At 73.7% G+C, this 23,809-nt stretch carries 23 protein-coding genes; 8 read left to right on the forward strand and 15 right to left on the reverse strand.

The features are described from left to right. Positions 1 to 21 precede the first annotated feature (21 nt). The 3 genes from RM425_RS07975 (at position 22) to RM425_RS07985 (ending at position 3,669) form a co-directional block, all read left to right on the forward strand. Positions 22 to 798: an ABC transporter permease gene (locus tag RM425_RS07975; protein ID WP_311344656.1), complete on the forward strand. Its 777-nt coding sequence runs from the start codon at positions 22 to 24 to the stop codon at positions 796 to 798. A 106-nt stretch (positions 799 to 904) separates the two neighbouring features. Next, a complete protein-coding gene (locus RM425_RS07980; protein WP_311344657.1) occupies positions 905 to 2,347 on the forward strand; it encodes a S1C family serine protease in 1,443 nt (480 codons plus the stop codon). 41 nt (positions 2,348 to 2,388) lie between these two features. Beyond that, entirely contained in the window at positions 2,389 to 3,669 is a 1,281-nt protein-coding gene (locus RM425_RS07985) for a DUF445 domain-containing protein (RefSeq protein ID WP_311344658.1), read from the forward strand. A gap of 10 nt (positions 3,670 to 3,679) precedes the next feature. On the opposite strand, the gene RM425_RS07990 is transcribed toward RM425_RS07985, so the two are convergent. The 6 genes from RM425_RS07990 to RM425_RS08015 form a co-directional block, all read right to left on the reverse strand. Then, positions 3,680 to 4,108: a CBS domain-containing protein gene (locus RM425_RS07990; RefSeq protein WP_311344659.1), complete on the reverse strand. Its 429-nt coding sequence runs from the start codon at positions 4,106 to 4,108 to the stop codon at positions 3,680 to 3,682. An 84-nt stretch (positions 4,109 to 4,192) separates the two neighbouring features. Continuing rightward, entirely contained in the window at positions 4,193 to 5,191 is a 999-nt protein-coding gene (rlmB, locus tag RM425_RS07995; protein ID WP_449495080.1) for a 23S rRNA (guanosine(2251)-2'-O)-methyltransferase RlmB, read from the reverse strand. Beyond that, a complete protein-coding gene (gene cysS / locus RM425_RS08000; protein WP_311344660.1) occupies positions 5,173 to 6,573 on the reverse strand; it encodes a cysteine--tRNA ligase in 1,401 nt (466 codons plus the stop codon). The genes rlmB and cysS overlap by 19 nt, the downstream gene beginning before the upstream one ends. 31 nt (positions 6,574 to 6,604) lie before the next feature. Then, complete coding sequence (ispF, locus tag RM425_RS08005) at positions 6,605 to 7,105, reverse strand: 2-C-methyl-D-erythritol 2,4-cyclodiphosphate synthase (RefSeq protein ID WP_311344661.1); 501 nt, start codon at positions 7,103 to 7,105, stop codon at positions 6,605 to 6,607. Then, positions 7,102 to 7,779: a 2-C-methyl-D-erythritol 4-phosphate cytidylyltransferase gene (gene ispD / locus RM425_RS08010; RefSeq protein WP_311344662.1), complete on the reverse strand. Its 678-nt coding sequence runs from the start codon at positions 7,777 to 7,779 to the stop codon at positions 7,102 to 7,104. The genes ispF and ispD overlap by 4 nt, the downstream gene beginning before the upstream one ends. Positions 7,780 to 7,823: 44 nt before the next feature. Continuing rightward, positions 7,824 to 8,306: a CarD family transcriptional regulator gene (locus RM425_RS08015; RefSeq protein WP_040337433.1), complete on the reverse strand. Its 483-nt coding sequence runs from the start codon at positions 8,304 to 8,306 to the stop codon at positions 7,824 to 7,826. A gap of 123 nt (positions 8,307 to 8,429) precedes the next feature. Between RM425_RS08015 and RM425_RS08020 the strand changes: the two genes are divergently transcribed. After that, positions 8,430 to 9,284 carry a UbiA family prenyltransferase gene (locus tag RM425_RS08020; RefSeq protein ID WP_311344663.1) on the forward strand — a complete coding sequence of 285 codons (855 nt, stop codon included), beginning with the start codon at positions 8,430 to 8,432 and terminating at the stop codon, positions 9,282 to 9,284. Here RM425_RS08020 and RM425_RS08025 read toward each other — a convergent pair whose 3' ends face one another. Next, positions 9,285 to 10,886 carry a cryptochrome/photolyase family protein gene (locus RM425_RS08025; protein ID WP_311344664.1) on the reverse strand — a complete coding sequence of 534 codons (1,602 nt, stop codon included), beginning with the start codon at positions 10,884 to 10,886 and terminating at the stop codon, positions 9,285 to 9,287. It lies immediately after the preceding gene. Positions 10,887 to 10,993: 107 nt separating this feature from the next. On the opposite strand from RM425_RS08025, the gene RM425_RS08030 reads away from it, so the two are divergent. From RM425_RS08030 to disA, 3 genes are all read left to right on the forward strand, one after another. Then, a complete protein-coding gene (locus tag RM425_RS08030; RefSeq protein WP_311344665.1) occupies positions 10,994 to 11,617 on the forward strand; it encodes a copper chaperone PCu(A)C in 624 nt (207 codons plus the stop codon). Between the two features lie 109 nt (positions 11,618 to 11,726). Then, positions 11,727 to 13,091 carry a DNA repair protein RadA gene (gene radA, locus RM425_RS08035; RefSeq protein ID WP_311344666.1) on the forward strand — a complete coding sequence of 455 codons (1,365 nt, stop codon included), beginning with the start codon at positions 11,727 to 11,729 and terminating at the stop codon, positions 13,089 to 13,091. 107 nt (positions 13,092 to 13,198) lie between these two features. Then, positions 13,199 to 14,284: a DNA integrity scanning diadenylate cyclase DisA gene (gene disA / locus RM425_RS08040; protein ID WP_311344667.1), complete on the forward strand. Its 1,086-nt coding sequence runs from the start codon at positions 13,199 to 13,201 to the stop codon at positions 14,282 to 14,284. Here the strand turns inward: disA and RM425_RS08045 are convergent. Beyond that, entirely contained in the window at positions 14,275 to 14,763 is a 489-nt protein-coding gene (locus RM425_RS08045) for a hypothetical protein (protein ID WP_311344668.1), read from the reverse strand. The genes disA and RM425_RS08045 overlap by 10 nt on opposite strands. 61 nt (positions 14,764 to 14,824) lie before the next feature. After that, positions 14,825 to 15,589 (reverse strand): MucR family transcriptional regulator, encoded by a 765-nt coding sequence (locus RM425_RS08050; protein ID WP_311344669.1) that lies wholly within the window; start codon positions 15,587 to 15,589, stop codon positions 14,825 to 14,827. 76 nt (positions 15,590 to 15,665) lie between these two features. Here RM425_RS08050 and RM425_RS08055 point away from each other — a divergent pair, with 76 nt between their 5' ends. After that, on the forward strand, positions 15,666 to 16,568 hold the full coding sequence (locus tag RM425_RS08055; protein WP_311344670.1) for an HhH-GPD family protein: 903 nt from the start codon (positions 15,666 to 15,668) through the stop codon (positions 16,566 to 16,568). A 166-nt stretch (positions 16,569 to 16,734) separates the two neighbouring features. Here RM425_RS08055 and RM425_RS08060 read toward each other — a convergent pair whose 3' ends face one another. The 6 genes from RM425_RS08060 to panC form a co-directional block, all read right to left on the reverse strand. Next, on the reverse strand, positions 16,735 to 19,272 hold the full coding sequence (locus tag RM425_RS08060) for an ATP-dependent Clp protease ATP-binding subunit (protein ID WP_311344671.1): 2,538 nt from the start codon (positions 19,270 to 19,272) through the stop codon (positions 16,735 to 16,737). A 348-nt stretch (positions 19,273 to 19,620) separates the two neighbouring features. Further along, positions 19,621 to 19,968, reverse strand: a complete 348-nt coding sequence (locus RM425_RS08065) for a histone-like nucleoid-structuring protein Lsr2 (RefSeq protein ID WP_311344672.1) — start codon at positions 19,966 to 19,968, stop codon at positions 19,621 to 19,623. Between the two features lie 154 nt (positions 19,969 to 20,122). After that, positions 20,123 to 21,646, reverse strand: coding sequence for a bifunctional lysylphosphatidylglycerol synthetase/lysine--tRNA ligase LysX (gene lysX / locus RM425_RS08070; RefSeq protein WP_311344673.1), 1,524 nt, complete (start codon positions 21,644 to 21,646; stop codon positions 20,123 to 20,125). Between the two features lie 25 nt (positions 21,647 to 21,671). Then, positions 21,672 to 22,457, reverse strand: coding sequence for a type III pantothenate kinase (locus RM425_RS08075; protein WP_311344674.1), 786 nt, complete (start codon positions 22,455 to 22,457; stop codon positions 21,672 to 21,674). A 25-nt stretch (positions 22,458 to 22,482) separates the two neighbouring features. Then, positions 22,483 to 22,896, reverse strand: a complete 414-nt coding sequence (panD, locus tag RM425_RS08080; protein WP_311344675.1) for an aspartate 1-decarboxylase — start codon at positions 22,894 to 22,896, stop codon at positions 22,483 to 22,485. Positions 22,897 to 22,904: 8 nt separating this feature from the next. Next, a complete protein-coding gene (gene panC / locus RM425_RS08085) occupies positions 22,905 to 23,807 on the reverse strand; it encodes a pantoate--beta-alanine ligase (RefSeq protein ID WP_311344676.1) in 903 nt (300 codons plus the stop codon). Between the last annotated feature and the right edge of the window lie 2 nt (positions 23,808 to 23,809).

Consider the following 23,809-nt stretch of genomic DNA (forward strand, 5'->3'; position numbering starts at 1 on the left):
TACCCGGCAGTATCCACGTCCGTGGGCTCCTCCGTCGTCGACCCGGATCTCCGGCTGGGCATCGTCCTGCTCGTCCTCACCGGGCTGGCCGCGACGGCCGGCCGGCTCTCCGGCCTGGGCGAGCACCGGCCGATGCTCGTCGCCGCCACCCGCGCGACGGTGCAGCTGGCCGTTGTCTCCGTCGTCCTGCTCGCGGTGGTGGAGTCGCTGCCCCTCTCCGCGGCGTTCGTCGTCCTCATGACCGCCATCGCGTCGGTCACCGCCGCCGAGCGGGTGACCGGCCGGCCGCTGCGCTCCCCGGGCGCGCGGGACCGGCTGCTGTCCACCGCGCTGCCGATCGCGGGCGGCGCCGCCCCAGTCGTCGCGCTCGTGCTGGCCAGCGGGGCGGTCCCCTTCCGGGGCGAGTCGGTCATCCCGATCGCCGGCATCCTCATCGGGGGCGCCATGACGGCGACGTCGCTGGCCGGGCGCCGGCTGCGCGAGGAGCTGGACCAGCGACGCGGCGAGGTCGAGGCGGCGCTCGCGATGGGGTTCCTCCCCCGCGACGCCGTCCTGTTCGTGGTGCGGCCCGCAGCGGCCTCGGCCCTGATCCCCCCGCTGGACCAGACCCGCACCGTCGGCCTGGTGACCCTGCCGGGCGCCTTCGTCGGTGTGCTGCTCGGCGGCGGGACCCCGCTCGAGGCAGGGGCCGCGCAACTGCTCGTACTCATCGGCTTGCTCGCCGCCGAGATGCTCGCCGTCTGGGCCGTCACTGAACTCGTCGGTCGTGGGGCATTGCTGGAGGACATCCCGCGTTGAGCCGTTCAGGGATCTCACAGGGAGCCTCCAGCCGCGCGCCAGTGCGCGGCAGGACAGTGGGACCGTCGCGCCGGCCGGATGGCTGCGCGAAGGGAGGAGACGACCAGTGAGCGAACACGGATCGTCGGGTCACACCGGCCCGGCCGACCCCACGCAGGATTCCGGCGTGCAGCCGGGGGGGCCGGACCGCGCGCCGACCGCTCCCCAGCCGTCGTACGGGCAGGCCGGCTCGAACCAGCAGCCCTACGGCACGCAGCCTCCGTACGGCCGCCCGTACGGGCAGTCCTACGGGCAGCCGCCCTACGCGCCGCCGCCCCCGCCGGGGCAGTCGCCGGCAGCGGGGCAGCCGTACTGGGGGCCACCGCGCATGCCGACCACCCCGTCCCCCGCCGCCGGCTACGGCGGCCTGCCGCCGATCCCCGGACCGGGCGCGCCCGTCGGGCAGGTTCCTCCTGCCCGACGGAACGGGCGGGTGCGGACGGGCCTGGTCGGGCTGGTCGCGGGTGCCCTCATCGGTGGCGCCGCCGGCGCCGGGGTCGCCACGCTCGACGACGACGGCGGCCGGTCGGGCAGCTCGCCCGTCGCGGCGCAGAACGTCGTCATCGAGAACCCCGAGTCCGCCACGACCGCCACCGCGGCCGCCGCCAAGGCCGCACCCAGCGTGGTCACCGTCTACGTGACCGGCCGGCAAGGTGGCGGCAGCGGGTCGGGCGTGATCCTGACCGAGGACGGCTTCGTCCTCACGAACAACCACGTCGTCGCGGGCGAGGGGAACGCCGTGCAGGTGCGCACCGCCGACGGCACCCTCTACGACGCCGAGGTGGTGGGCACCGACCCGTCCGCCGACCTCGCCGTGGTCCGGCTCGAGGATGCCGCGAACCTGACCGCGGCCACCTTCGCCGACTCCGACGGCGTCCAGGTGGGTGACGTGGCCGTCGCCATCGGTGCCCCGCTGGGCCTGTCCAACACCGTCACCGACGGCATCATCAGCGCCACCGGGCGCGCGGTGCAGACCGGCTCCTCGCAGGACGAGGCCACCGTCATCGACGCGATCCAGACCGACGCGGCGATCAACCCGGGCAACTCCGGGGGCGCGCTGGTCAACGGCGCCGGTGAGGTCATCGGGATCAACACCGCGATCGCGACGGTCGCGTCGGGTGGCTTCGGCGGCGAGGCGCAGAGCGGCAACATCGGCGTCGGCTTCGCCATCCCGAGCAACACGGCCAAGCGGATCGGCGACGAGATCCGGGAGACGGGCAAGGCGACCCGGGCCTTCCTCGGCGTCAGCACCCGGACCGCGGCCGCGGGCCCGAACGCCGAGATCGGCACGGGCGCGGAGGTCGTCACCGTGGAGCCGGACAGCGCGGCGGCCGACGCCGGCATCGCCGCCGGCGACGTCGTCACCGCGGTGGGCGACCGCCCCATCACCTCCTCCACCGAGCTGACCGCCGCGGTGCGCAGCGAGGCCCCGGGCGCGACGGCGGAGCTCACCGTCCGCCGCGGGAACGGCGAGCGGACGATCGAGGTCACCCTGGGTTCGACCGGCTGAATCCCGAGCGGCGAGGCGGTCGGGGTCCCTAGGCTCGGCACGTGCCGGAATCCCGACCGCCCCTCCCGCTCACCGGCTCCCTCGACGATCCGGAAAGGGCCCGCGACCTGGCCTGGATGAAGCGGTTCGCGACCGGGCTGTTCCTGCTCGCCGCCGCCGTCTTCCTCGTCTGCGTGCTGCTCGGCGAGGAGCAGGGCGCCTGGGTGGGGTACGTCCGCGCCACCGCGGAGGCCTCCATGGTCGGCGCGCTGGCCGACTGGTTCGCCGTCACCGCGCTCTTCCGGCACCCGCTGCGGCTGCCGATCCCGCACACCGCGATCATCCCGCGCAAGAAGGACCAGATCGGCGAGAGCCTGGGCACCTTCGTCCAGGAGAACTTCCTGACCCGCCCGATCATCGAGGAGAAGCTCGGCACCATCGACGTGCCCGGCCGGCTCGGCGCCTTCCTGGCCTCCCCCGGCCGCGCGGAACGCCTCTCCGGGGACGCGGCCGCGGCGCTCGGCGCGCTGACCGAGCTGCTCCGCGACGAGGACCTCGAGCCCGCCGTCGCCGCGCTGGTGCAGCGCAAGCTCGACGAGACGCCGGCCGCGCCGGCGCTGGCCCGGGTCCTGGAGCTGGTCGTCGACGGCGACCGGCACCAGGAGGTGCTCTCGGCGGCCATGCGGCTGCTCTCCCGCTTCCTCGAGGACAACCGGCTGGTCTTCCGCGCGCAGCTCGGCGACGCCTCCCCGGCCTGGGTCCCCGACTGGGTGGACGATCGGGTCTTCGACCGCGCCTTCGCCGGCATCCAACGCTTCTTCGACGAGGTCGGCTCCGACCCCCGGCACGACCTGCGCCGGGCCTACGACGCCCGCCTGCGGGTCTACGTGGAGTCGCTGCGCACGGACCCGGACGCGGCGGCCCGTGTCGAGGCGCTGAAGAAGGAAGTGCTGGAGCACCCGGCCGTGCGCACCTGGTCCGGGTCGCTCTGGTCGAACGCCAAGACCGCCGTCCTCGGCGCGGCCGCCGATCCCGACTCGGAGCTGCGCGCCCGCGCGACCGCCCTGATCCTCGAGGGCGCGCGGCTGCTCGAGTCCGACCCGACCGTGCGCGAGCTGGTGCAGCGCCACTCGGGCACCGTCGCCGGGTACCTGGCCGAGCGGTTCTCCGGCGACGTCGCCGACCTGGTGAGCAGCACCGTCGCGCGGTGGGACACCGACGAGACCAGCCGGCGGATCGAGCTCCAGGTGGGCCGCGACCTGCAGTGGATCCGGGTCAACGGCACCGTCGTCGGCGGCCTCGCCGGGTTGGTCATCTACAGCGTGGCCCAGCTGATCGGCTGATCCGCCGCCATCAGGTCTGGATGTAGTCGACGAGCTGGCGGCGCTCCTCCTCCAGCTCGTCCAGCCGCGCCTTGACGACGTCGCCGATGGAGACGATGCCGACCAGGACACCGTCGGCGACGACGGGGACGTGCCGGACCCGGTGGTCGGTCATCGTCCGTGCGAGGCCCTCCACGCTGGCATCGGGCGGGCAGACGTGCACCTGGGCCGTCATCACGCTGGACACGGGCTCGGCGAGCAGGTCGGGGCCGCGGTCGTGGAGCCCGCGCGCGACGTCGCGCTCGGACACGATGCCGTCGACGCGGCTGCCGTCGGAGGAGACCACCAGCGCGCCGATGCCCTTCTCCGCCAGCAGCGCGAGGGCGGATCGGACGCTGTCCGACCCGTCGATGGTGGCGACCTCACGGCCCTTGTGGCGGAGCAGTTGGCTGATCTGCACAGATGCCTCCTCGGAGCGGTGCCGGGAGTGTGCACCTCCTCCCGCCCCGGGGGCAACGGTGTGCGCCCGCACCGCCGCGCAGGATCAGCGGCGGGCCATCCCGGCCGCGTACAACGCGATGCCGGCGGCGACGCTGACGTTGAGGGACTCGGTGTCGCGGTCGATCGGGATGCGCACGACGACGTCGCACTTCTCCCGGACCAGCCGGGACAGCCCCGTGCCCTCGGCGCCGACGACCAGCGCCACGGGGTCGGCGAAGCCGTCGTACTCGTGCAGGTCGACGTCGCCGTCACCGGCCAGGCCCACGGTCTGCAGCCCGGCGTCCTGGTAGGAGCCCAGCGTGCGGGCCAGGTTCACCGCCCGGGCCACCGGGATCCGCGCAGCCGCACCGGCGCTGGTGCGCCAGGCCGACGCCGTCATGCCCACGGCCCGGCGCTGCGGGACGACGACGCCGTGCGCGTCGAACGCGGCCGCCGAGCGGACGACGGCGCCGAGGTTGCGCGGGTCGGTCACGCCGTCGAGCGCCACCAGCAGCGGCGGGCGCCCCGAGTTCCGGGCCAGGTCGATCAGGTCGTCCGGGTGCGCGTAGTCGTAGGGCGGCACCTGGAGGCCGATGCCCTGGTGCAGGGCGCCCTGGGACATCCGGTCGAACTCGGCCTTGCCCACCTCGAGCAGCGGCAGCCCGCGGTCGGCAGCCAGCCCCAGCGCCTCGGTGATCCGCTCGTCGGTGGCTGTCTTGGCACCCGCCCTACCCGACCCCACGTCACCGGTGACCACGTACAGCGCGGTCGCGGGGATCCGCGCACGCAGTGCCTCGACGACCGGGTTGCGGCCGAGCAGGAGCTCGGGGGTCTCCTCGGAACGCGCGCGTGCGCGGGCGCGCTCGGAACGGGCATGGGCCACCGCGGCGGCCTTGCGCTGCGCGGGGTGGCCCGGGCGGGCCTCCGCCGGAGGCGTCGCGCCACGGCCGACGAGTGAACGACGGTTCTTGCCGCCGGTCCCCGCGGTCGCCCGCTTCTTGCCTGCGCCGTCGCTACGGCCTCGGCGCTGGCTGTTGCCGGCCATCAGCGGCTCAGCTCCCATCGGGGTCCATCAGGGGTGTCCTCGACGGAGACGCCGAGGGTGGTCAACTGGTTCCGGATCGCGTCTGCGGCGGCGAAGTCCTTGCGCGCACGGGCGGCCTGCCGCTGCTCGAGCGCGAGCGCCACCAGCCCGTCGGTGGCCGCCGCGAGGCGGTCGTCCGAGCCGGTGGCCCACTGCGGATCCAGCGGGTCCAGTCCCAGGACGCCGAGCATGGCCCGCACGGAACCGAGCGTGCCCGCGACGGCACCGTCGTTCCCGTCGGCCAGCGCGGTGTTGCCCTCGCGGACCATCTCGTGGATCGCGGCCACGGCGGCGGGGGTGCCGAGGTCGTCGTCCATCGCGTTGCTGAAGTCCGCGCAGAACACCGCCGACCCGGCGTCGGCCCCCACCCGCTCCGCGGCCCGCTTCACGAAGGACTCGATCCGCCGGTAGCCCGCGGCCGCCTCGCCCAGCGCCGCGTCGGTGAACTCGATCATGGAGCGGTAGTGCGGCGCGACCAGGTAGTAGCGCAGCTCGACCGGGCGGACCCGCTGCACGACCTCCTCGACCAGCGCGGTGTTGCCCAGCGACTTGCTCATCTTCTCGCCGCCGAGCGTGACCCAGCCGTTGTGCATCCAGTACTGCGCGAACCGCTCACCGGCCGCGCACGACTGCGCCTGCTCGTTCTCGTGGTGGGGGAAGCGCAGATCCAGGCCGCCGCCGTGGATGTCGAAGGCCTCCCCGAGGTACTTGCCGGCCATAGCCGAGCACTCCAGGTGCCAGCCGGGGCGGCCCCGCCCCCACGGCGTGGCCCACGAGGCGGTCTCCGGCTCGCCGGGCTTGCTGGCCTTCCACAGCGCGAAGTCACGCGGGTCGCGCTTGCGGTCGTCGGTGTCGGTGTCGGCCGCGGGCTCGAGGTTCTCCAGCCGCTGGCCGGTGAGCGCGCCGTACGCGGGGAACGAGCGCACGTCGAAGTACACGTCGCCGTCGACGGCGTAGGCGTGCCCGCGGTCGATCAGCCGCTGCATCAGCTCGACCATCTCCGGGATGTGGCCGGTGGCCCGCGGCTCGTAGGTCGGCGGCAGCACGCCGAGGACGTCGTAGGCCCGGGTGCAGGCGCGCTCGTTGAGGTACGCCCAGGCCCACCACGGGAGGTCGCGCTCGGCGGCCTTCGCCAGGATCTTGTCGTCGATGTCGGTGACGTTGCGGACGTAGGTGACCTCGAGGCCGCCGGCCTCCAGCCAGCGGCGCAGCACGTCGAAGGAGACAGCGGCCCGGATGTGCCCGATGTGCGGCGGGCCCTGCACGGTGAGGCCGCAGACGTAGAGCGACGCCCGACCGGCACGCAGGGGCGTGAAGTCGCGGACCGCACGGGCGGCCGTGTCGTACAGGCGGAGGCTCACCGGTGGGAGTCTACGGAGTCCCGGGACCCCCTTACGCCTGCGGAGAGCCGGCCTCCTCCGTCCGGACCACGAGGGCGGTGGCCACCGCGGCCCGGCCCTCGCCTCTGCCGGTCAGCCCCAGGCCGTCGGTGGTGGTCGCGGTCACGCTGACCGGGGCGCCCAGCGCGGCCGTCAGCACCGCCTCGGCCTCGAGACGGCGGGGCCCGATCTTGGGGCTGTTCCCGATCAGCTGCACCGAGGCGTTGCCGACCTGCCAGCCCGCGGCGGCCAGCACCTCGCGGACGTGGGCCAGGACGTCGGCGCCCCGGGCTCCGGCCCACCGCGGGTCGTCGGTGCCGAGCAGCCCGCCGATGTCGCCCAGGCCGGACGCGGACAGGACGGCGTCGGTCAGGGCGTGGGCGACGACGTCCCCGTCCGAGTGCCCGGCGCAGCCGTCGACGCCGTGCCACTCCAGACCGGCGATCCAGCAGGTGCGGCCGGCCTCGATCGGGTGCACGTCGGTGCCGACGCCGATCCGGGGCAGCTGGTTCACGGGGTGCTCTCTCCGACGGTCAGTGCGAGTGCGGCCAGGGTGAGGTCGTGGGCGACGGTGACCTTCGCGCACCGCTCGTCGCCGTCCACGGTGCTCACCGGCACGCCCGCACGCCGGACGACGGCGGCATCGTCGGTGAGGTCGGCGCCGGGGTCGAGGGCGGCGTAGGCGGCGACGAGAGACGCGCGGTCGAACCCCTGCGGGGTCTGCACCCGGCGCAGCGGCGCCCGCGGCACGGCGTCGGTGACCAGGCCGTCGTCGTCCACCAGCACCGTGGTGTCGACGACGGGGAGCACCGGGATCACCGCGGGGGTGCCGGCCTCGAGTGCGGCGAGCACCCGGGCGACGACCGCGGCCGGGGTGAGCGGGCGCGCCGCGTCGTGCACCAGGACGGCGGTCGCCGCCGGGCCGATCGCGGCCAGGCCGGCGCGGACCGAGGCCGTGCGGGAAGCGCCTCCGTCGACCACGGCGACCCCGCGGGGCAGCACGGCCTCGAACTCGGCGCGCTGCGCGGCGGGGACGACGACCACCACCTCGGACACCCCGCCGTCGAGCAGGGTGTCGACCGCCCAGCAGACGAGCGGGCGGCCGGCGAGCGGGACCAGCGCCTTCGGCAGTCCGGCCCCCAGACGCGAACCACTCCCGGCCGCTGCGACGATCGCTGCAGCGTGCACGGGAGTGGTCCGGATGTCTATCTGGGTGCCCGGAGAACGCGAGCTCAGCTGGCGAGGACCTCGTCGAGCAGGATCTCGGCCTTGTCCTCGTTCGTGCCCTCGGCGAGCGCGAGCTCGCTGACCAGGATCTGACGGGCCTTGGAGAGCATGCGCTTCTCCCCCGCCGACAGACCACGGTCCTTGTCGCGGCGCCAGAGGTCGCGGACGACCTCGGCCACCTTGTTCACGTCACCCGAGGCCAGCTTCTCGAGGTTGGCCTTGTAGCGGCGCGACCAGTTGGTCGGCTCCTCGGTGTGCGGTGCACGCAGCACCTCGAAGACCTTGTCCAGGCCTTCCTGACCGACGACGTCGCGCACGCCGACGATCTCTGCGTTGTCAGCCGGGACGCGCACGGTGAGGTCGCCCTGGGCGACCTTCAGCACGAGGTACGCCCTCTCGACGCCCTTGATGGTCCGCTGCTCGATCGCCTCGATCAGCGCGGCACCATGATGCGGATAGACGACGGTCTCGCCGACAGTGAAGCCCATGTGAATGTGACCCCTTTCGCTGTTCCCAGGCTACCACGGCAGACTGACCCGGCGGACCCGAACCGTGCCGCAAAGGTGCAGGTCAGAAGGCAGGTCCGCCTCCAGTGAGGGGTTGACAGAGGCATGTCCGATGTGCGTGCACCGGGGGCGCGGAGGGGCCTCGGGGCGGCTCTGACGCGCGCCACGCACCCCGGCCCCACGGTCGCGGTGACGCTCGTCGGCACGCTGCTGGCGGTCGCGGCGGGCGCCGGACCCGGCCGGACCGCGCTCGTCCTCGCCGCCGTTCTCGCAGGTCAGCTGTCCATCGGCTGGAGCAACGACTGGCTGGACGCCGACCGCGACCGCGCGGTGGCGCGCCCCGACAAGCCGGTGGTGCAGGGCGCGGTGGACCCGGGAGTGCTGCGGACCGCCGCCCTCTCGGCCCTCGTCGCCGCCGTCGTCCTGTCCCTGCTGCTCGGGGTCGTGCCGGGGCTGCTGCTGCTGGTCCTGGTGGCCAGCGGCTGGGCCTACAACGCCGGCCTGAAGCGCACCGCCGCGTCCGTGCTGCCCTACGTGACGGGATTCGGTGCACTGCCGGCCGGCGTGGTCGCCGCGGCGCCGGGCACGCCGTCGGCGCCGTGGTGGCTCGTCGCCGCGGGCGGCGCCCTGGGCGCAGCCGCCCACCTGGCCAACGTCGCGCCCGACATCGAGGAGGACCTCGCCACCGGCGTGCGCGGGCTCCCGCACCGCCTGGGCGCCACCGCCTCGGCGGTCACCTGCGCTGCGCTGCTGCTGGGCGCCTCGCTCGTGCTGGTCCTGGGCCCCGACGGTGCGCCGTCGGCCGCCGGGTGGGCGAGCCTGGTCGTCGCGGTCCCCGCGGCCGTCGTCGCGGCCCTGGCGGGCACCCCTCGCTTCCGCCGGCTGGCCTTCCCCGCCGTCATGCTCCTCACGGTCCTGGACGTGGTCCTCCTGCTGACCAGCGGCGCCGGGCTCACCTGACTACGGCGGCTCGGTGCCCCGGAGCCGCTCCTGCTCGACCACCGCGGGGAGGTCCTCCAGCCGGTCGAGGCCCTGCAGCGGCCGGCGCATGCGGTGGTTGCCGGCCAGCCGGTCGCGGGTGCGGTCGAGGAAGGCCCAGTAGCCCGCGGTGAACGGGCAGGCATCCTCCCCGAGCCGCTTCCTCGGGTCGTACCGGCACCCGCCGCAGTAGTCGCTCATCCGGTCGATGTAGGCACCGCCGGAGGCGTAGGGCTTGGTGGCGAGCACCCCGCCGTCGGCGTGCTGGCTCATGCCGACGACGTTGGCGACCATCACCCACTCGTAGCCGTCGACGAAGCTCTCGTGGAACCAGTCGGTCATGGCCGAGGGGTCGATCCCGCGCTGCAGCGCGTAGTTGCCCAGGACCATCAGCCGCGGGATGTGGTGCACCCAGCCGTCGCGGCGCAGGTCGCCGAGCACGTCGGAGAGGCAGGCGGCGTCGACCGCGTCGTCGTCGAGGCCGCCCAGCCAGCCCGGCACCTGCTGCGTGGCCCCGAGGTGGTTGCGCGTGCGGAAGTCGCGGCCGAGGTGCCAGTACATGTGCCAGATGTAGTCCCGCCAGCCCATGACCTGGCGGACGAAGCCCTCGACGCTGTTGAGCGGCAGCGGATCGCCGTCGGTGACGGAGTCTCGGTACCGCTGCTCGGCCCCCGTCACCACGTCCACGGGATCGAGCAGCCCGAGGTTGAGCGCCGGCGACAGCAGGGAGTGGGCCAGCCACCGCTCGTCGCGCAGCATCGCGTCCTCGTGCGGACCGAACGCACCCAGGCGGTTCCCGAGGAAGTCGCGCAGCCGGTGCAGCGCCTCGCGGTGGGTCACCGGGAACAACCGCGGACCGTCGTCCCCGACGAAGGACACGTCGCCGGCCGCCTCCCAGCGGTCCAGATCGGCGCGGACCTCCTCGTCGATCCCGTCCTCCTCGGGCCACCAGGGGACGGGCGCCGGGGAGCGACCGTCGGCGGGCGGCGGCTGCCGGTTCTCCTCGTCGAGGTTCCAGCGGCCGCCGACCGGCTGCGCGCCGTCCATGAGGACGTCGTGGCGCCGTCGGGCGTCGCGGTAGAAGTCCTCCATCAGCAGCCGGCTCTGCCGTCCACCCGCCCCGCCACCCCGACGGCTGCGGCCCGCGGCCCATGCGGCGAAGTCGGGCTGTCCGGTCACGAAGCCGCGGGCCGCGAGCACCTCCACGCCGGGACGGCGCAGGACCATGTCGCGGCTGCCCCAGGACGTCGGCGCGCAGACGCTCAGCGGCTCGCGCACCCGGTCGAGCGCCTCGCCGTAGGTGCCGACCTGGTGGAACTCCGCCTGGTCGCCCAGCTCGGCCACGCGGTGCCGGAGGGCGGAGAGGACCAGGTGCGCCTTCTGGCGGTGGAACCGGCGCCGGGTGAACACCGCCCGGGACTCGACGAGCAGCACCGGCTGGTCGGGCCGGTCGAGGAAGTGCGGCCCCAGCTGGTCGGCGAAGCACCACCTGCGGGTGCGCGGGGCCCGTGCCGGGAAGTCGACGAGAGCCGGGTCGCGGCGACCGCCGTCCCCGCCGCCGGCCCCGGTTGCGCTGGACGCCACCGACCTCACCTCCCGGCGATCATCGTGGGGTGACCGATACGCTGGGCGCGACTCGGTCCCGATCCCCCGGGAACCGCTACCCCGAACCTGTGTGGAGGTCGACGGCCGTGACCCGCGCTCTGCGCGCCGCCATCGTGGGCGTTGCTCTGTTCTCCCCCATCGCCCTCTCCGCGTGCAGCGCGGGTCAGGTGACGCAGACCGCCACCCAGCAGCGCGACCAGGTCGGCGCGATGGCCGAGGTCGGCGACATCACGCTGCGCCAGGTCCAGCTGGCTTTCCCGCGCAGCGCGAGCTACGAGGCCGGTGACGACGCCGAGCTGACCATGGCCGTCGTCAACACCGGAGACGAGCCCGACACGCTCGTCTCCGTCGAGGGCGAGGGCTTCGACGAGGCGGAGATCTCCGGCGGCTCGGGGGCTTCGGGAGCCGACTCCGGCGAGATCGAGCTGGCCCCGGACGAGACCGTCTTCGTCGGCCCCGACGAGGACGCCTCGGTCACGCTGACCGACCTTGCGGACCCGCTGACCGTCGCGCAGTCCCTCACTCTCGTGCTGACCTTCGAGAACGCCGGCGAGGTCACCGTGCGCACCACGATCGCCACCCCTGACTCCGAGGAGGAGCGCGGGGAGGCCTTCGACTTCCACCACTCCGAGGAAGAGGGCGGCGAGGGCGCCGAGGGCGCCGAGGACATCGCCCGCGAGCGCGAGTCCGCCATCGGCGACGAGGACTGAAGAAGGACCACCCTTCCCCCCACGCCTCGCACGCTCGACGCGGGTCCCTGAAGGGCGGCCGTACCAGCACGTCCCGGGACTTGTCGGTGGCCGGGGTTAGCGTCGCCGCGTGCCACCTGCTGGAGTGAAGACCGCCCGCCCCGCCCACCGCTGCACCGAGTGCGGCTACGCCTCGGCCAAGTGGGTCGGCCGCTGCCCGGAGTGCCAGGCGTGGGGCACGATCGCCGAGATCGGCTCGACCGGCCCCGGCCTGCGTGCGGTGTCCGCCGGCCCGGTCACCGCCCCGGCCCGCCCGATCGCCGAGGTGGAGCTGGCCGGCGCCCGGGCGGTGCCCACGGGCATCGGCGAGTTCGACCGGGTGCTCGGGGGCGGGCTGGTGCCCGGCGCTGTGCTGCTGGTCGCCGGGGAGCCCGGGGTCGGCAAGTCCACGCTCCTGCTCGAGGTCGCCCACCGCGTCGCGGCGAGCAACGGGCCGGCACTGGTCGTCTCGGGCGAGGAGTCGGCCGGTCAGGTCCGGCTGCGCGCCGAGCGCATCGGTGCGCTGCACGAGCGGCTCTTCCTCGCTGCGGAGACGGAGCTGTCGGCCGTCCTGTCCCATGTCGAGCAGGTGAACCCGACGCTGCTCGTCCTCGACAGCGTCCAGACCGTGCGCTCCCCGGGTGACGGCACCGACGGCGGCGCCACGCAGGTCCGGGCGGTGGCCAGCGCGCTGACCGCCGTCGCCAAGAGCCGCGGCATGACCACCATCCTGGTCGGCCACGTGACCAAGGACGGCGCCATCGCCGGTCCGCGCACCCTCGAGCACCTGGTCGACGTGGTGATCTCCTTCGACGGCGAGCGGCACTCGACGCTCCGCCTGGTCCGCGCCACGAAGAACCGTTTCGGACCCGCCGACGAGATCGGCTGCTTCGAGATCGGGGACTCCGGGGTCGTCGGCGTCCCCGACCCCTCGGCGCTGTTCGTCTCCCGCCGCGCGGCTCCGGTGCCCGGCAGCTGCGTCACGGTGACGATGGAGGGCAGCCGGCCGCTGCTGGCCGAGGTGCAGGCGCTGGTGGCGAGCTCGTCCGGCGGTGGCTCGCCGCGGCGCGCGGTGAGCGGCCTGGACGGGCAGCGCGTCGCGATGGTGAACGCCGTCGTCGAGCGCCGTGGTGGGGTCAAGCTGGCCGACGCCGACGTCTTCGCAGCCTCCGTCGGCGGCGTGCGCATCGCCGAACCGGCGGCCGACCTCGCGCTGGCCCTCGCCATCGCCTCGGCCGCGCACGACCGTGCGCTCCCGGCCGGGATGATCGCCCTGGGTGAGGTCGGGCTGTCCGGCGAGATCCGCCGGGTGGGGGGCACCGGACGTCGGCTGGCCGAGGCAGCCCGGCAGGGCTACAAGGTCGCGCTGGTGCCGGAGGACGCCGGCCCGCCCCCTCCGGGGATCCGCCTGGTGGAGGTGCCCGACCTCAGGTCGGCATTCCAGCAGCTTTTCTGACCCGGGACGGTCTCGCATCTGGGATGCTGACCGGCAGCCGAGCCCGGTGACCGGAGGACCGGACACGTAGACTCGGCGTCCGTACCACTCGACCGTCAGGAGCGCTCGTGCCCGCCGTTGAGGACCCCGAGGTCGCCCTGCGCGAACTCCTCGGCCGGATCGCTCCCGGTACCGCGCTGCGCGACGGGCTGGAGCGGATCCTGGCCGGGCGCACCGGGGCACTGATCGTCCTCGGGTACGACCGCGTGGTCGAAGGGCTGTGCACCGGCGGGTTCGCCCTGGACGTCCAGCTCTCGGCCACCCGCCTCCGCGAGCTGGCCAAGATGGACGGCGCGGTGATCGTCTCCTACGACGGCACCCGGATCGTCCGCGCCGGTGTGCACCTCATGCCCGATCCGACCGTCCCCACCGAGGAGTCGGGCACCCGGCACCGCACCGCCGAGCGGGTCGCGATCCAGACGGGCTTCCCGGTGATCTCGGTCAGCCAGTCGATGCACATCATCAGCGTCTACGTGGCCGGGCGCCGCTACACCCTCGAGCACCCCACCACGATCCTGGCCCGCGCCAACCAGGCCCTGGCGGCCCTGGAGCGGTACAAGCTGCGGCTCGACGAGGTGGCCAGCACGCTCTCCGCGCTGGAGATCGAGGACCTGGTCACGGTGCGCGACGCGATGAGCGTCAGCCAGCGGCTGGAGATGGTCCGCCGGATCGCCGACGAGATCGAGGGCTTCGTCGTCGAGCTCGGCACCGACGGCCGCCTGCTCGCGCTGCAGCTGGACGAGATGCTGGCCGGGGTCGAGGAGGACCGCGGCCTGCTCGTCCGCGACTACCTCCCCGACGGCGGCCGGCGGGTGCGCACCATCGACCAGGTGCTCACCGACCTGCGGGCGCTGTCGGCCACCGAGCTGCTCGACCTGTCGGCGGTGGCCCGCTGCTACGGGCTGCCGACGTCGCCCGACGCGCTCGACTCACCGGTCAGCCCGCGCGGGTACCGGCTGCTCAACCGGGTCCCCCGGCTGCCGTCCGGGATCATCGACCGGCTCGTCGACCACTTCGGCGGGCTGCAGAAGCTGCTGGCCGCCACCATCGAGGACCTGCTGGCCGTGGAGGGCGTGGGTGAGGCCCGGGCCCGGGGCATCCGCGAGGGGCTCTCCCGCCTCGCCGAGACCTCGATCCTCGACCGCTACAGCTGATCCCGTCGGGGGCTCTGCTCCGGGCGCCGGCGAGTCGCCAGGACGAGCATCCCGACGTAGGCCACGACGAACACCGTGCCGAGCAGGCCACCGAGCACGGTGAGCCAGGTCCCCCCCGCGTCGAGCAGGTCGCCCAGCACGAACCGGAGCACGATCGACGTGCCCCACGCGACGAGCGCGACGTCGCACCAGCCCCGGGCGCGGACGACCGCCGGGTCGTCGACCAGCCCGGGGACGGACCAGGCGCGGCGGAGGAATGCCGTGGCCACCAGCCCGAGGACCAGGCCGGTGAGCCAGAGGACCGCCGTCGCGGTGCCCGGTTCGGCCGGGTCCGGAAGCGCGGTGAGCAGCCCTCCTGCCGCGGAGGCCACCGCCCCCCAGCCCAGGACCAGTCCGGTGCGCCACCACCCCGGTGCGCTCCGCACGTCGTCGGCGGCGCGGGCTTCACCTGCCCCGTCGCCCACCGGTCCGCTGCTCATGTCCGCGGGACGATAGCCGCCTCCGGCAGCCGGTCCCGGGACGTGCGTGCGGCTCCACCGATCAGGTGAGGGTCAGCGGCGCGTCCGGCGAGACCGTGGTGTCCAGCCGGCCGCGGACCGCGTAGGAGCCCGGCGGCGGCGGGGTCCGCTCGGCGGCGCAGTCCGGGTCGCTGGTCAGCCCACCCCACACCACCGGGAAGACGACGGCCTCGCCGGGGGCCAGCGTCCGCACGTCGGGGCCGGACTCCGGGAAGCAGTCGTTGCTGCCCCACACACGGGCGCCGGCGCCGTCGAGCAGGATCAGCTCCTGCAGCCCCTTGTCCAGATCCCGCACGCAGGGCACCCCCGACGTGTTGGTCACCACCAGCTCGAACACGGGTTTGGTGCCCGTCGGCACCGACCCCGGCGTGCGCACCTCGACGGCCAGCATCTCGTCCGTGCACGGCCCCCCGGCCTGAGGTGCGGGAGCGGGAGCGGGTGCGGGAGCGGGAGCGGGTGCGGGAGCGGGTGCGGGTGCGGGTGCGGGTGACGCAGCGGCGCTCGGCGGCGTCGCCGGGGCATCGGCCGCGTCGTCGGCCACCGGTTCGGGTGCCACCGGGGTGCGCACGGCGGTCAGCGACGGGACCACCTCCGCGAGCGCCGGCGTGGGCACCGCGGAGCCGGCGGCGGCGGGCACCGTCCGCGCCTCCGCCGGTCCCCGAGCACCGGAGAGCAGCACCACGCCACCCCACGCGCCGGCGCCCAGGAACGCCACCAGCACCGCCAGCACGACCGCCCGGCGGCGCCAGTAGACGCGCGCCCGCAGGGGTCCGACCGGGTGCAGCACGGGGAGGACGCTAGCCCGGGGCCGCCCGCCCCCCGAAACGGCACGCCGCTCCTCCGGGACGGCACACTGGACCCCCGTGACCAGTTCTCCCACCCGTCCCGCGCCAGGGCCCGGCCCGGAGGCCGGCGAGGTGATCGTCGACTGGTTCGCCACGGCCGCCCGGGATCTGCCGTGGCGCCGCCCAGGCGTGGACGGATGGGCGGTCCTGGTCAGCGAGGTGATGCTGCAGCAGACCCCCGTGGCCCGGGTGGAGCCGGTGTGGCGCGAGTGGCTGGCGCGCTGGCCCGCCCCGTCCGCCCTGGCCGCGGCCAGCCCGGCGGAGGTCATCCGCGCCTGGGGGAAGCTCGGCTACCCCCGGCGTGCGCTGCGGCTGCGCGAGGCCGCGGCAGCGATCGCCGAGCGGCACGGCGACGTCGTCCCCTCGTCGGTGCCCGACCTCGAGGCGCTGCCGGGTATCGGCACCTACACCGCGCGGGCCGTGGCCTGCTTCGGGTACGGCCGGCGGCAGCCCGTCGTCGACACCAACGTCCGGCGCGTGGTGGCCCGGCTGGTCCACGGCCGGGCCGAGGCCGCGAACGCCCGGGCGGCCGATCTGGCCGACATCGCGGCGCTGGCGCCGGAGGACGACGACCGCGCCGTCCGGTTCTCGGTCGCGATCATGGAGCTGGGGGCGTTGGTGTGCGTGGCCGGGACGCCCCGGTGCGGCGCCTGCCCGGTGCGCGAGCGCTGTGCCTGGCGGCTGGCCGGCTCCCCCGCGCACGAGGGCCCTGCCCGGCGGGTGCAGAAGTTCGCCGGCACCGACCGGCAGGTGCGCGGGCGACTGCTCGACGTCCTGCGGGCGGCGTCGGAGCCGGTGGACGCCGCCGCGCTGGAGCCCGCGTGGGACGACCCGGCCCAGCGCGCGCGCTGCCTGGACTCGCTGCTCACCGACGGCCTGGTCGAGCAGACCGAGGACGGCCTCTTCCGCCTCCCCGCCTGAGCAGTCCCGTCGTGCCGAGTGGGCCCGGAGGGGTGCGCAGGTGCGACGAAGGGGGTCAGCGGTACAGGGGACGGCACCTGACCGCGGTGCGATCCGGAGGATCGCCATGACACGAAGGGCCGCCCCCACCTCGCGGTGGGAGCGGCCCTCGTCGTCGTGCGGGTCGTTACTCGGCGGCTGCCGCCGGCCCGTCCTCGTCACCCTCGGCGCCGGAGAGAGCCACCGGCGGGGTGTCGGGCAGGTCGACCGGCTTGGCCTCGCCGCGGAAGGTGAACTTCTGCGCCGGGCCCTCCGCGTCGTCGACGTCCACCACGATGATCTGACCCCCGGTCAGCTCGCCGTAGAGGATCTTCTCGCTGAGCGCGTCCTCGATCTCGCGCTGGATGGTCCGGCGCAGCGGCCGGGCACCCAGGACCGGGTCGAAGCCACGGGAAGCCAGCAGCTGCTTGGCCGCGGGCGTGATCTCCAGTGCCATGTCCTTGTTCGCCAGCTGGGTCTCGAGGCGGGCGACCATCAGGTCGACGATCTGGATGATCTCGTTCTCGGTCAGCTGGTGGAACACGACGATGTCGTCGATGCGGTTGAGGAACTCCGGCCGGAAGTGCTGCTTGAGCTCCTCGTTGACCTTGAGCTTCATCCGCTCGTAGTTGCTCGTCGAGTCGTTGCCGGCCTGGAAACCGAGACCCACGGCCTTCGAGATGTCCCGCGTACCGAGGTTGGTCGTGAGGATGAGGATCGTGTTCTTGAAGTCCACCATCCGGCCCTGACCATCGGTGAGCCGGCCGTCCTCGAGAACCTGCAGCAGTGTGTTGAACACATCTGCGTGCGCCTTCTCGATCTCGTCGAAGAGGACCACCGAGAACGGCTTGCGCCGCACCTTCTCGGTCAGCTGTCCACCCTCGTCGTAACCGACGTAACCGGGAGGAGCACCGACGAGACGCGACACGGTGAACTTGTCGTGGAACTCACCCATGTCGATCTGGATCAGCGCGTCGTCCTCACCGAAGAGGAACTGCGCGAGCGCCTTCGCCAGCTCGGTCTTACCGACACCCGAGGGGCCGGCGAAGATGAACGAGCCACCGGGACGACGCGGGTCCTTGAGGCCCGCCCGCGTGCGCCGGATCGCCTGGCTGACGCTCTTGATGGCCTCTTCCTGGCCGATGATCCGCTTGTGGAGCTCGTCCTCCATGCGGAGCAGCCGGGAGGTCTCCTCCTCGGTCAGCTTGAACACGGGGATGCCGGTCCAGTTGGCCAGCACCTCGGCGATCTGCTCCTCGTCGACCTCGGCGACGACGTCCATGTCGCCGGCCTTCCACTGCTTCTCGCGCTCGGCCTTCTCGCCCAGCAGCTGCTTCTCGGTGTCGCGCAACGACGCAGCCTTCTCGAAGTCCTGCGCGTCGATCGCCGACTCCTTCTCGCGGCGCACGGCCGCGATCTTGTCGTCGAACTCGCGCAGGTCCGGCGGCGCGGTCATCCGCTTGATCCGCATCCGGGCACCGGCCTCGTCGATCAGGTCGATCGCCTTGTCCGGCAGGAAGCGGTCGGAGATGTACCGGTCGGCCAGCGTCGCGGCGGCCACGAGGGCGCTGTCGGTGATGCTGATCCGGTGGTGCGCCTCGTAGCGGTCGCGCAGGCCCTTCAGGATCTCCACGGTGTGGGCGAGGGTCGGCTCGCTGACCTGGATGGGCTGGAAGCGGCGCTCGAGAGCGGCGTCCTTCTCCAGGTGCTTGCGGTACTCGTCCAGCGTGGTGGCGCCGATGGTCTGCAGCTCACCGCGGGCCAGCATCGGCTTGAGGATGCTGGCGGCGTCGATCGCGCCCTCCGCGGCACCGGCCCCGACGAGCGTGTGGATCTCGTCGATGAACAGGATGATGTCGCCGCGGGTGCGGATCTCCTTGAGGACCTTCTTCAGCCGCTCCTCGAAGTCACCGCGGTAGCGCGAACCGGCGACGAGCGCACCGAGGTCGAGGGTGTAGAGCTGCTTGTCCTTCAGCGTCTCGGGCACCTCGCCCTTGACGATGGCCTGCGCCAGCCCCTCGACGGCGGCGGTCTTGCCGACGCCGGGCTCGCCGATGAGGACGGGGTTGTTCTTGGTGCGGCGGGACAGCACCTGCATGACCCGCTCGATCTCCTTGGCCCGCCCGATGACCGGGTCGAGCTTCTGGTCGCGCGCGGCCTGGGTCAGGTTGCGACCGAACTGGTCGAGGACCAGCGAGGTCGACGGGGTGCCCTCGGCGGGGCCGCCGGCCGCGGCCGGCTCCTTGCCCTGGTAGCCCGAGAGCAGCTGGATGACCTGCTGGCGGACGCGGTTCAGGTCGGCGCCCAGCTTCACGAGGACCTGGGCGGCGACGCCCTCGCCCTCGCGGATCAGGCCGAGCAGGATGTGCTCGGTGCCGATGTAGTTGTGGCCGAGCTGCAGGGCCTCGCGCAGCGAGAGCTCGAGGACCTTCTTCGCCCGCGGGGTGAAGGGGATGTGACCGGACGGCGCCTGCTGGCCCTGCCCGATGATCTCCTCGACCTGCTGGCGGACGCCCTCGAGCGAGATGCCGAGGGACTCGAGCGCCTTGGCGGCGACACCTTCACCCTCGTGGATCAGGCCCAGGAGGATGTGCTCGGTGCCGATGTAGTTGTGGTTGAGCATCCGGGCCTCTTCTTGGGCCAGGACGACGACACGGCGGGCTCGGTCGGTGAACCGTTCGAACATCTGCTGTTTCTCCTTCGACCGGCTGGTCCGGCACTGTCCCTCCCTGGTCTGGGGAAGGAGCACCCGACATCCGTCGGCGCTGGGGGCACCGGTCATTCCACTGTAGTCGCGAACCAGGCCGTCCCGTCGCTGTCGACGGGCGCGGTGGATGGCTGCTCGGTAGAACCGTCGCCCACCCGGGCCTGTTCCGGGGCGGTTACGCCGTCAGCGGACGCAGCCGGGCCGCTCCCGGGACGACGAAGGCCCGGCTCCCCGAGGGGGAGCCGGGCCTGGCGACCGTCTGGAACGGCCCCCTCGCAGGGGCCCGGCACGAGCGGAGCGAGTGCCGGGGGGCGAGGGAGCCCTCCTTCAGTGAGCCGCTTCGTACGCCTCGACGACGCCGGCCGGGATACGGCCGCGGTCGCTGACCTGGTGGCCGTTCTTGCGGGCCCAGTCCCGGATGGCACCGGCCTGCTCGCGGTCCATGCGGCCGCCGGTCGCGCGGGAGCGGCCACCACCGGAGGCGCCGCGGCTGCCGCGACCCACCTTGCGCGCGGCCGACACGTAGCGCGCGAACACCTCGCGCAGTTCCTTGGCGTTCTTCTCCGCGAGATCGATCTCGTACGACGTGCCGTCGAGCGAGAAGCTCACGGTCTCGTCGGCGGGGAGGTTCTCGTCGAGGTCGTCACTCAGGATGACCTGTACCTTGCGCGCCATTTCCGTTCCTCACTCCTATTTCCCCAGCCCCGTGTTCGGGTGGGTGCGTCACCGTCGGCGACAGAACCATTACAACACACCGCCGGACCATTCGCTGCGACAAATGTGCAGGGGGCCCGAATAGAGGGAACAACAGAAACGCGCGTTCTCGGAATCAAGGAGATGCGATCGGGCGGACGAGCGGGAACAGGATGGTCTCGCGAATACCGAGACCGGTGAGCGTCATCATGAGTCGGTCCATCCCCATGCCCATCCCGCCGGTGGGCGGCATTCCGTACTCGAGTGCCTCGAGAAAGTCCTCGTCGAGCGCCATCGCCTCGGGATCGCCGGCCGCGGCGAGGACGGCCTGGGCGGTGAAGCGCTCGCGCTGCACGACCGGGTCGACCAGTTCCGAGTAGGCGGTGGCCCGCTCGATCCCCCCGATGTACAGGTCCCACTTCTCCGCCAGGCCGGGCGTAGACCGGTGGGCCCGGGTCAGCGGCGAGGTGTCCACCGGGTAGTCGACGACGAAGGTCGGCGCCTGCAGGGTGTGCTGCACGAGCGCCTCGAAGATCTCCTCGACGACCTTGCCGGGCAGCCAGTTGGGGTCGACGCCGACGTCGTGCCGCTCGGCGACCGCCCGCAGCCGCTCGACCGGCGTCTGGGGGGTGATCTCCTCGCCGACGGCGTCGGACACCGCGCTGTAGAGCGGGATCTGCGGCCACTCCCCCGACAGGTCCACCTCGGTGCCGTCGTGGTGGCGGGCGGTGTGGTCGCCGAACAGCGCCACCGAGGCGTCCTGGATCAGCTCCCGGGTCACCGTGGCCATCACCTGGTAGTCCGCGTAGGCCTGGTAGGCCTCCAGCATCGCGAACTCCGGGGAGTGGGAGCTGTCCGCACCCTCGTTGCGGAAGTTCCGGTTGATCTCGAACACTCGGTCCAGACCGCCGACGATGCAGCGCTTGAGGAACAGCTCCGGGGCGATGCGCAGGTAGAGGTCCAGGTCGAACGCGTTCATGTGCGTGCGGAAGGGCCGGGCAGCCGCGCCACCGTGCACCGTCTGCAGCATCGGGGTCTCGACCTCGAGGTAGCCCCGGGCGGCCAGCCCCGCGCGCAGCGAGGACATGACCGTGGCGCGCTGGCGCACGGTCCGGCGGGCCTCGTCCCGCACGATGAGGTCGACGTAGCGCCGGCGGACCCGCAGCTCCTCGCTCATCGGCTTGTGCGCCACCGGCAGCGGCCTCAGCGCCTTGGCGGTCAGCTGCCAGGAGTCGGCGAAGACGGACAGCTCGCCGCGGCGCGACGTCCCCACCTCGCCGGTGACCAGGACGTGGTCACCGAGGTCGACGTCGGCCTTCCACGCCGCCAGCGACTCCTCGCCGACGCGGTCGCGGGAGAGCATCACCTGCAGCTCGGCGTCGCCCTCGCGCAGCGTGGCGAAGCAGAGCTTGCCGGTGTTGCGGAAGAAGATGACCCGCCCGGTGACGCCGACCTGCGCGCCGGTCATCGTGTCGGGCTCGAGGTCGGGGTGCGCGCTCCGCACCGCGGCGAGCGTCGTCGTCCGCGCGACGGTCACCGGGTAGGGGTCGACGCCGGACTCGCGCAGCCGGTCGAGCTTGGCGCGGCGCACCCGCATCTGCTCGGGCAGCTCGTCGGTGCCGCCGTCGTCCTCGCCTGGGGCGTTCGGTCCGTCGTTCACGGGGGCCGAGCCTACGGGCAGGGGCCTACCGGGCCTGCTGGCGCTCGAACGCCAAGCGGAGGCCGTGCACGGTCAGGTCGGGTTCCCGCTCGGAGATCGTCCGGCAGTTGCCGGCCATCAGCGGGGCCAGTCCCCCGGTGGCGACGACGACGGGGGCGGCGCCGAACTGGGCGACCAGCTCCGCCGCGATCCGGCCGACCAGGCCGTCGACGAGCCCCGCGAACCCGAGCACCAGCCCCGACTGCAGCGCGGCCACGGTGTTCTTCCCGATCGCCTGGCCGGGCACCGTGAGCTCCACCGAGCGCAGCTGCGCGGCCCGGGAGGCCAGCGCGTCGTGGCTGACCTCGACCCCGGGCGCCAGCGCACCGCCGAGGAACTGCCCGTCGGGGCCCACGGCGTCGACGTTGGTGGACGTGCCGAAGTCCACGACGACCACGGGCCGGCCGGCGCCGTCAGGCCGCCGGCCGAACATCTCGTGCGCGGCCAGCGCGGTGACCACGCGGTCGGCACCGACCTCGCGCGGGTTGTCGACGTGCAGCGGCACGCCGGTGCGGACGCCGGGGCCGATGAGGACCACCGGCACCTCGAGGGAGTCCAGCAGCTGGCGCAGCGCCGGCAGCAGGGCGGGGACCGCCGAGCAGACGGCCACGCCGGTGACCGTGGTGTCCCGCAGCAGCCCGCGCCAGAGCATGCGCAGCTCGTCGGCGGTCGCCTTCGGGGCGGTGGTCACCCGCCAGCAGTCCACCCGCCGCGGGCCGTCGAAGGTGGCGAGGACGGTCTGGCTGTTGCCGACGTCGACGGTCAGCAGCACGGCCGCACCCCGCCCTGCCCCGGGGTCACCGGACCGGGACGCCGAGGTCGCTGCGCCGCTGGTCGGGAGCGCCGGGGACGGGGGCCGAGGGGTCGGCGCCGAGCTCCACGATGCGGTTGTCGCCGTCGACGTGCACGACCGTCGGGAGGTAGCTCTTGGCCTCGGTCTCGTCCATCAGGCCGTAGCTGATCAGGATCACCATGTCGCCGGGGTGCACCAGGTGCGCGGCGGCGCCGTTGATGCCGATGACGCCGGTGCCGCGCTCGCCGGGGATGACGTAGGTCTCCAGCCGCGCGCCGTTGGTGATGTCGACGATGGCGACCTGCTCGCCAGGGAGCAGGTCGGCGGCGTCGAGGAGGTCCTCGTCGACGGTCACCGAGCCGACGTAGTGCAGGTCGGCCTGGGTGACCGTCGCGCGGTGGATCTTGGACTTGAGCATCGTGCGAATCATGAGGGGTCTCCGGGAGGCGTGGCCGGGTGGGTCGGGGCGGCTGGGTGGGTGAGCGTCACGGCGGTGTTGTCGAGGAGTCGGGTGCTGCCGGCGCGGACGGCGACCAGCAGGCGGGCGGGTCCGGCGGCGGGCGCCGGACCCAGATCGGTATCGGTCAGTTCGAGGTAGTCCTGGAGCAGGTCGGGGCGCTCCGCGAGCACGGCCCGGGCGGCGGCGAGCACGGCGTCGGCGCCCTGCGGCCCGGCCGCGGCGCCGGCCCGCAGCGCGGCCGAGATGGTGGCGGCGGCGGCCCGCTGGGCGGGGTCCAGGTAGCGGTTCCGGCTGGACAGCGCCAGCCCGTCGGCCTCCCGGACGGTCGGGACGCCGACGACCTCCACACCCAGCGCCAGCTCCCGCGCCAGGGCGCGGACCAGCGTCAGCTGCTGGTAGTCCTTCTCGCCGAAGAAGGCCAGGTCCGGCCGCACCAGACCGAACAGCTTGGCGACGACGGTGAGCACGCCGGCGAAGTGACCCGGGCGGACCGCCCCCTCCAGCACCGAGCCCAGCGGCCCCGGATCGACGGTCACGCCCACCGCGCCCCGCGGGTAGACCTCCTCGACCGGCGGGTGGAGGACCACGTCGGCGCCCTCGTCGGCCACCGCGGCGAGGTCGGCCTCCCAGGTGCGGGGGTAGCGGTCGAAGTCCTCCCCGGGACCGAACTGGGTGGGGTTGACGAAGACCGAGACGACGACGGTGGCCGCGCGCTCGCGGGCGGCGCGGACCAGCGTCCGGTGCCCCTCGTGCAGCGCACCCATGGTCGGCACCAGCGCGACCGACCCGGGCAGGTCGGCGAGGAGCTTGCGGAGGTCGGCGGCGGTCTCGACGACCACCGGACCGCCGGTCACCGGTGGAAGGACCACGG

The organism is Blastococcus goldschmidtiae (assembly GCF_031845325.1).
Classification (GTDB): Bacteria; Actinomycetota; Actinomycetes; order Mycobacteriales; family Geodermatophilaceae; genus Blastococcus; species Blastococcus goldschmidtiae.

What these genes read in the sequence shown, in the direction of transcription:
- RM425_RS08020 (WP_311344663.1), top strand. Translation starts at nt 8,430, where the DNA reads ATGTCCGATGTGCGTGCACCGGGGGCGCGGAGGGGCCTCGGGGCGGCT.
- RM425_RS08060 (WP_311344671.1), bottom strand. Translation starts at nt 19,272, where the DNA reads ATGTTCGAACGGTTCACCGACCGAGCCCGCCGTGTCGTCGTCCTGGCC.
- rlmB (WP_449495080.1), bottom strand. Translation starts at nt 5,191, where the DNA reads ATGGGAGCTGAGCCGCTGATGGCCGGCAACAGCCAGCGCCGAGGCCGT.
- RM425_RS08065 (WP_311344672.1), bottom strand. Translation starts at nt 19,968, where the DNA reads ATGGCGCGCAAGGTACAGGTCATCCTGAGTGACGACCTCGACGAGAAC.
- panD (WP_311344675.1), bottom strand. Translation starts at nt 22,896, where the DNA reads ATGCTCAAGTCCAAGATCCACCGCGCGACGGTCACCCAGGCCGACCTG.
- RM425_RS08015 (WP_040337433.1), bottom strand. Translation starts at nt 8,306, where the DNA reads ATGGGCTTCACTGTCGGCGAGACCGTCGTCTATCCGCATCATGGTGCC.
- RM425_RS08045 (WP_311344668.1), bottom strand. Translation starts at nt 14,763, where the DNA reads ATGAGCAGCGGACCGGTGGGCGACGGGGCAGGTGAAGCCCGCGCCGCC.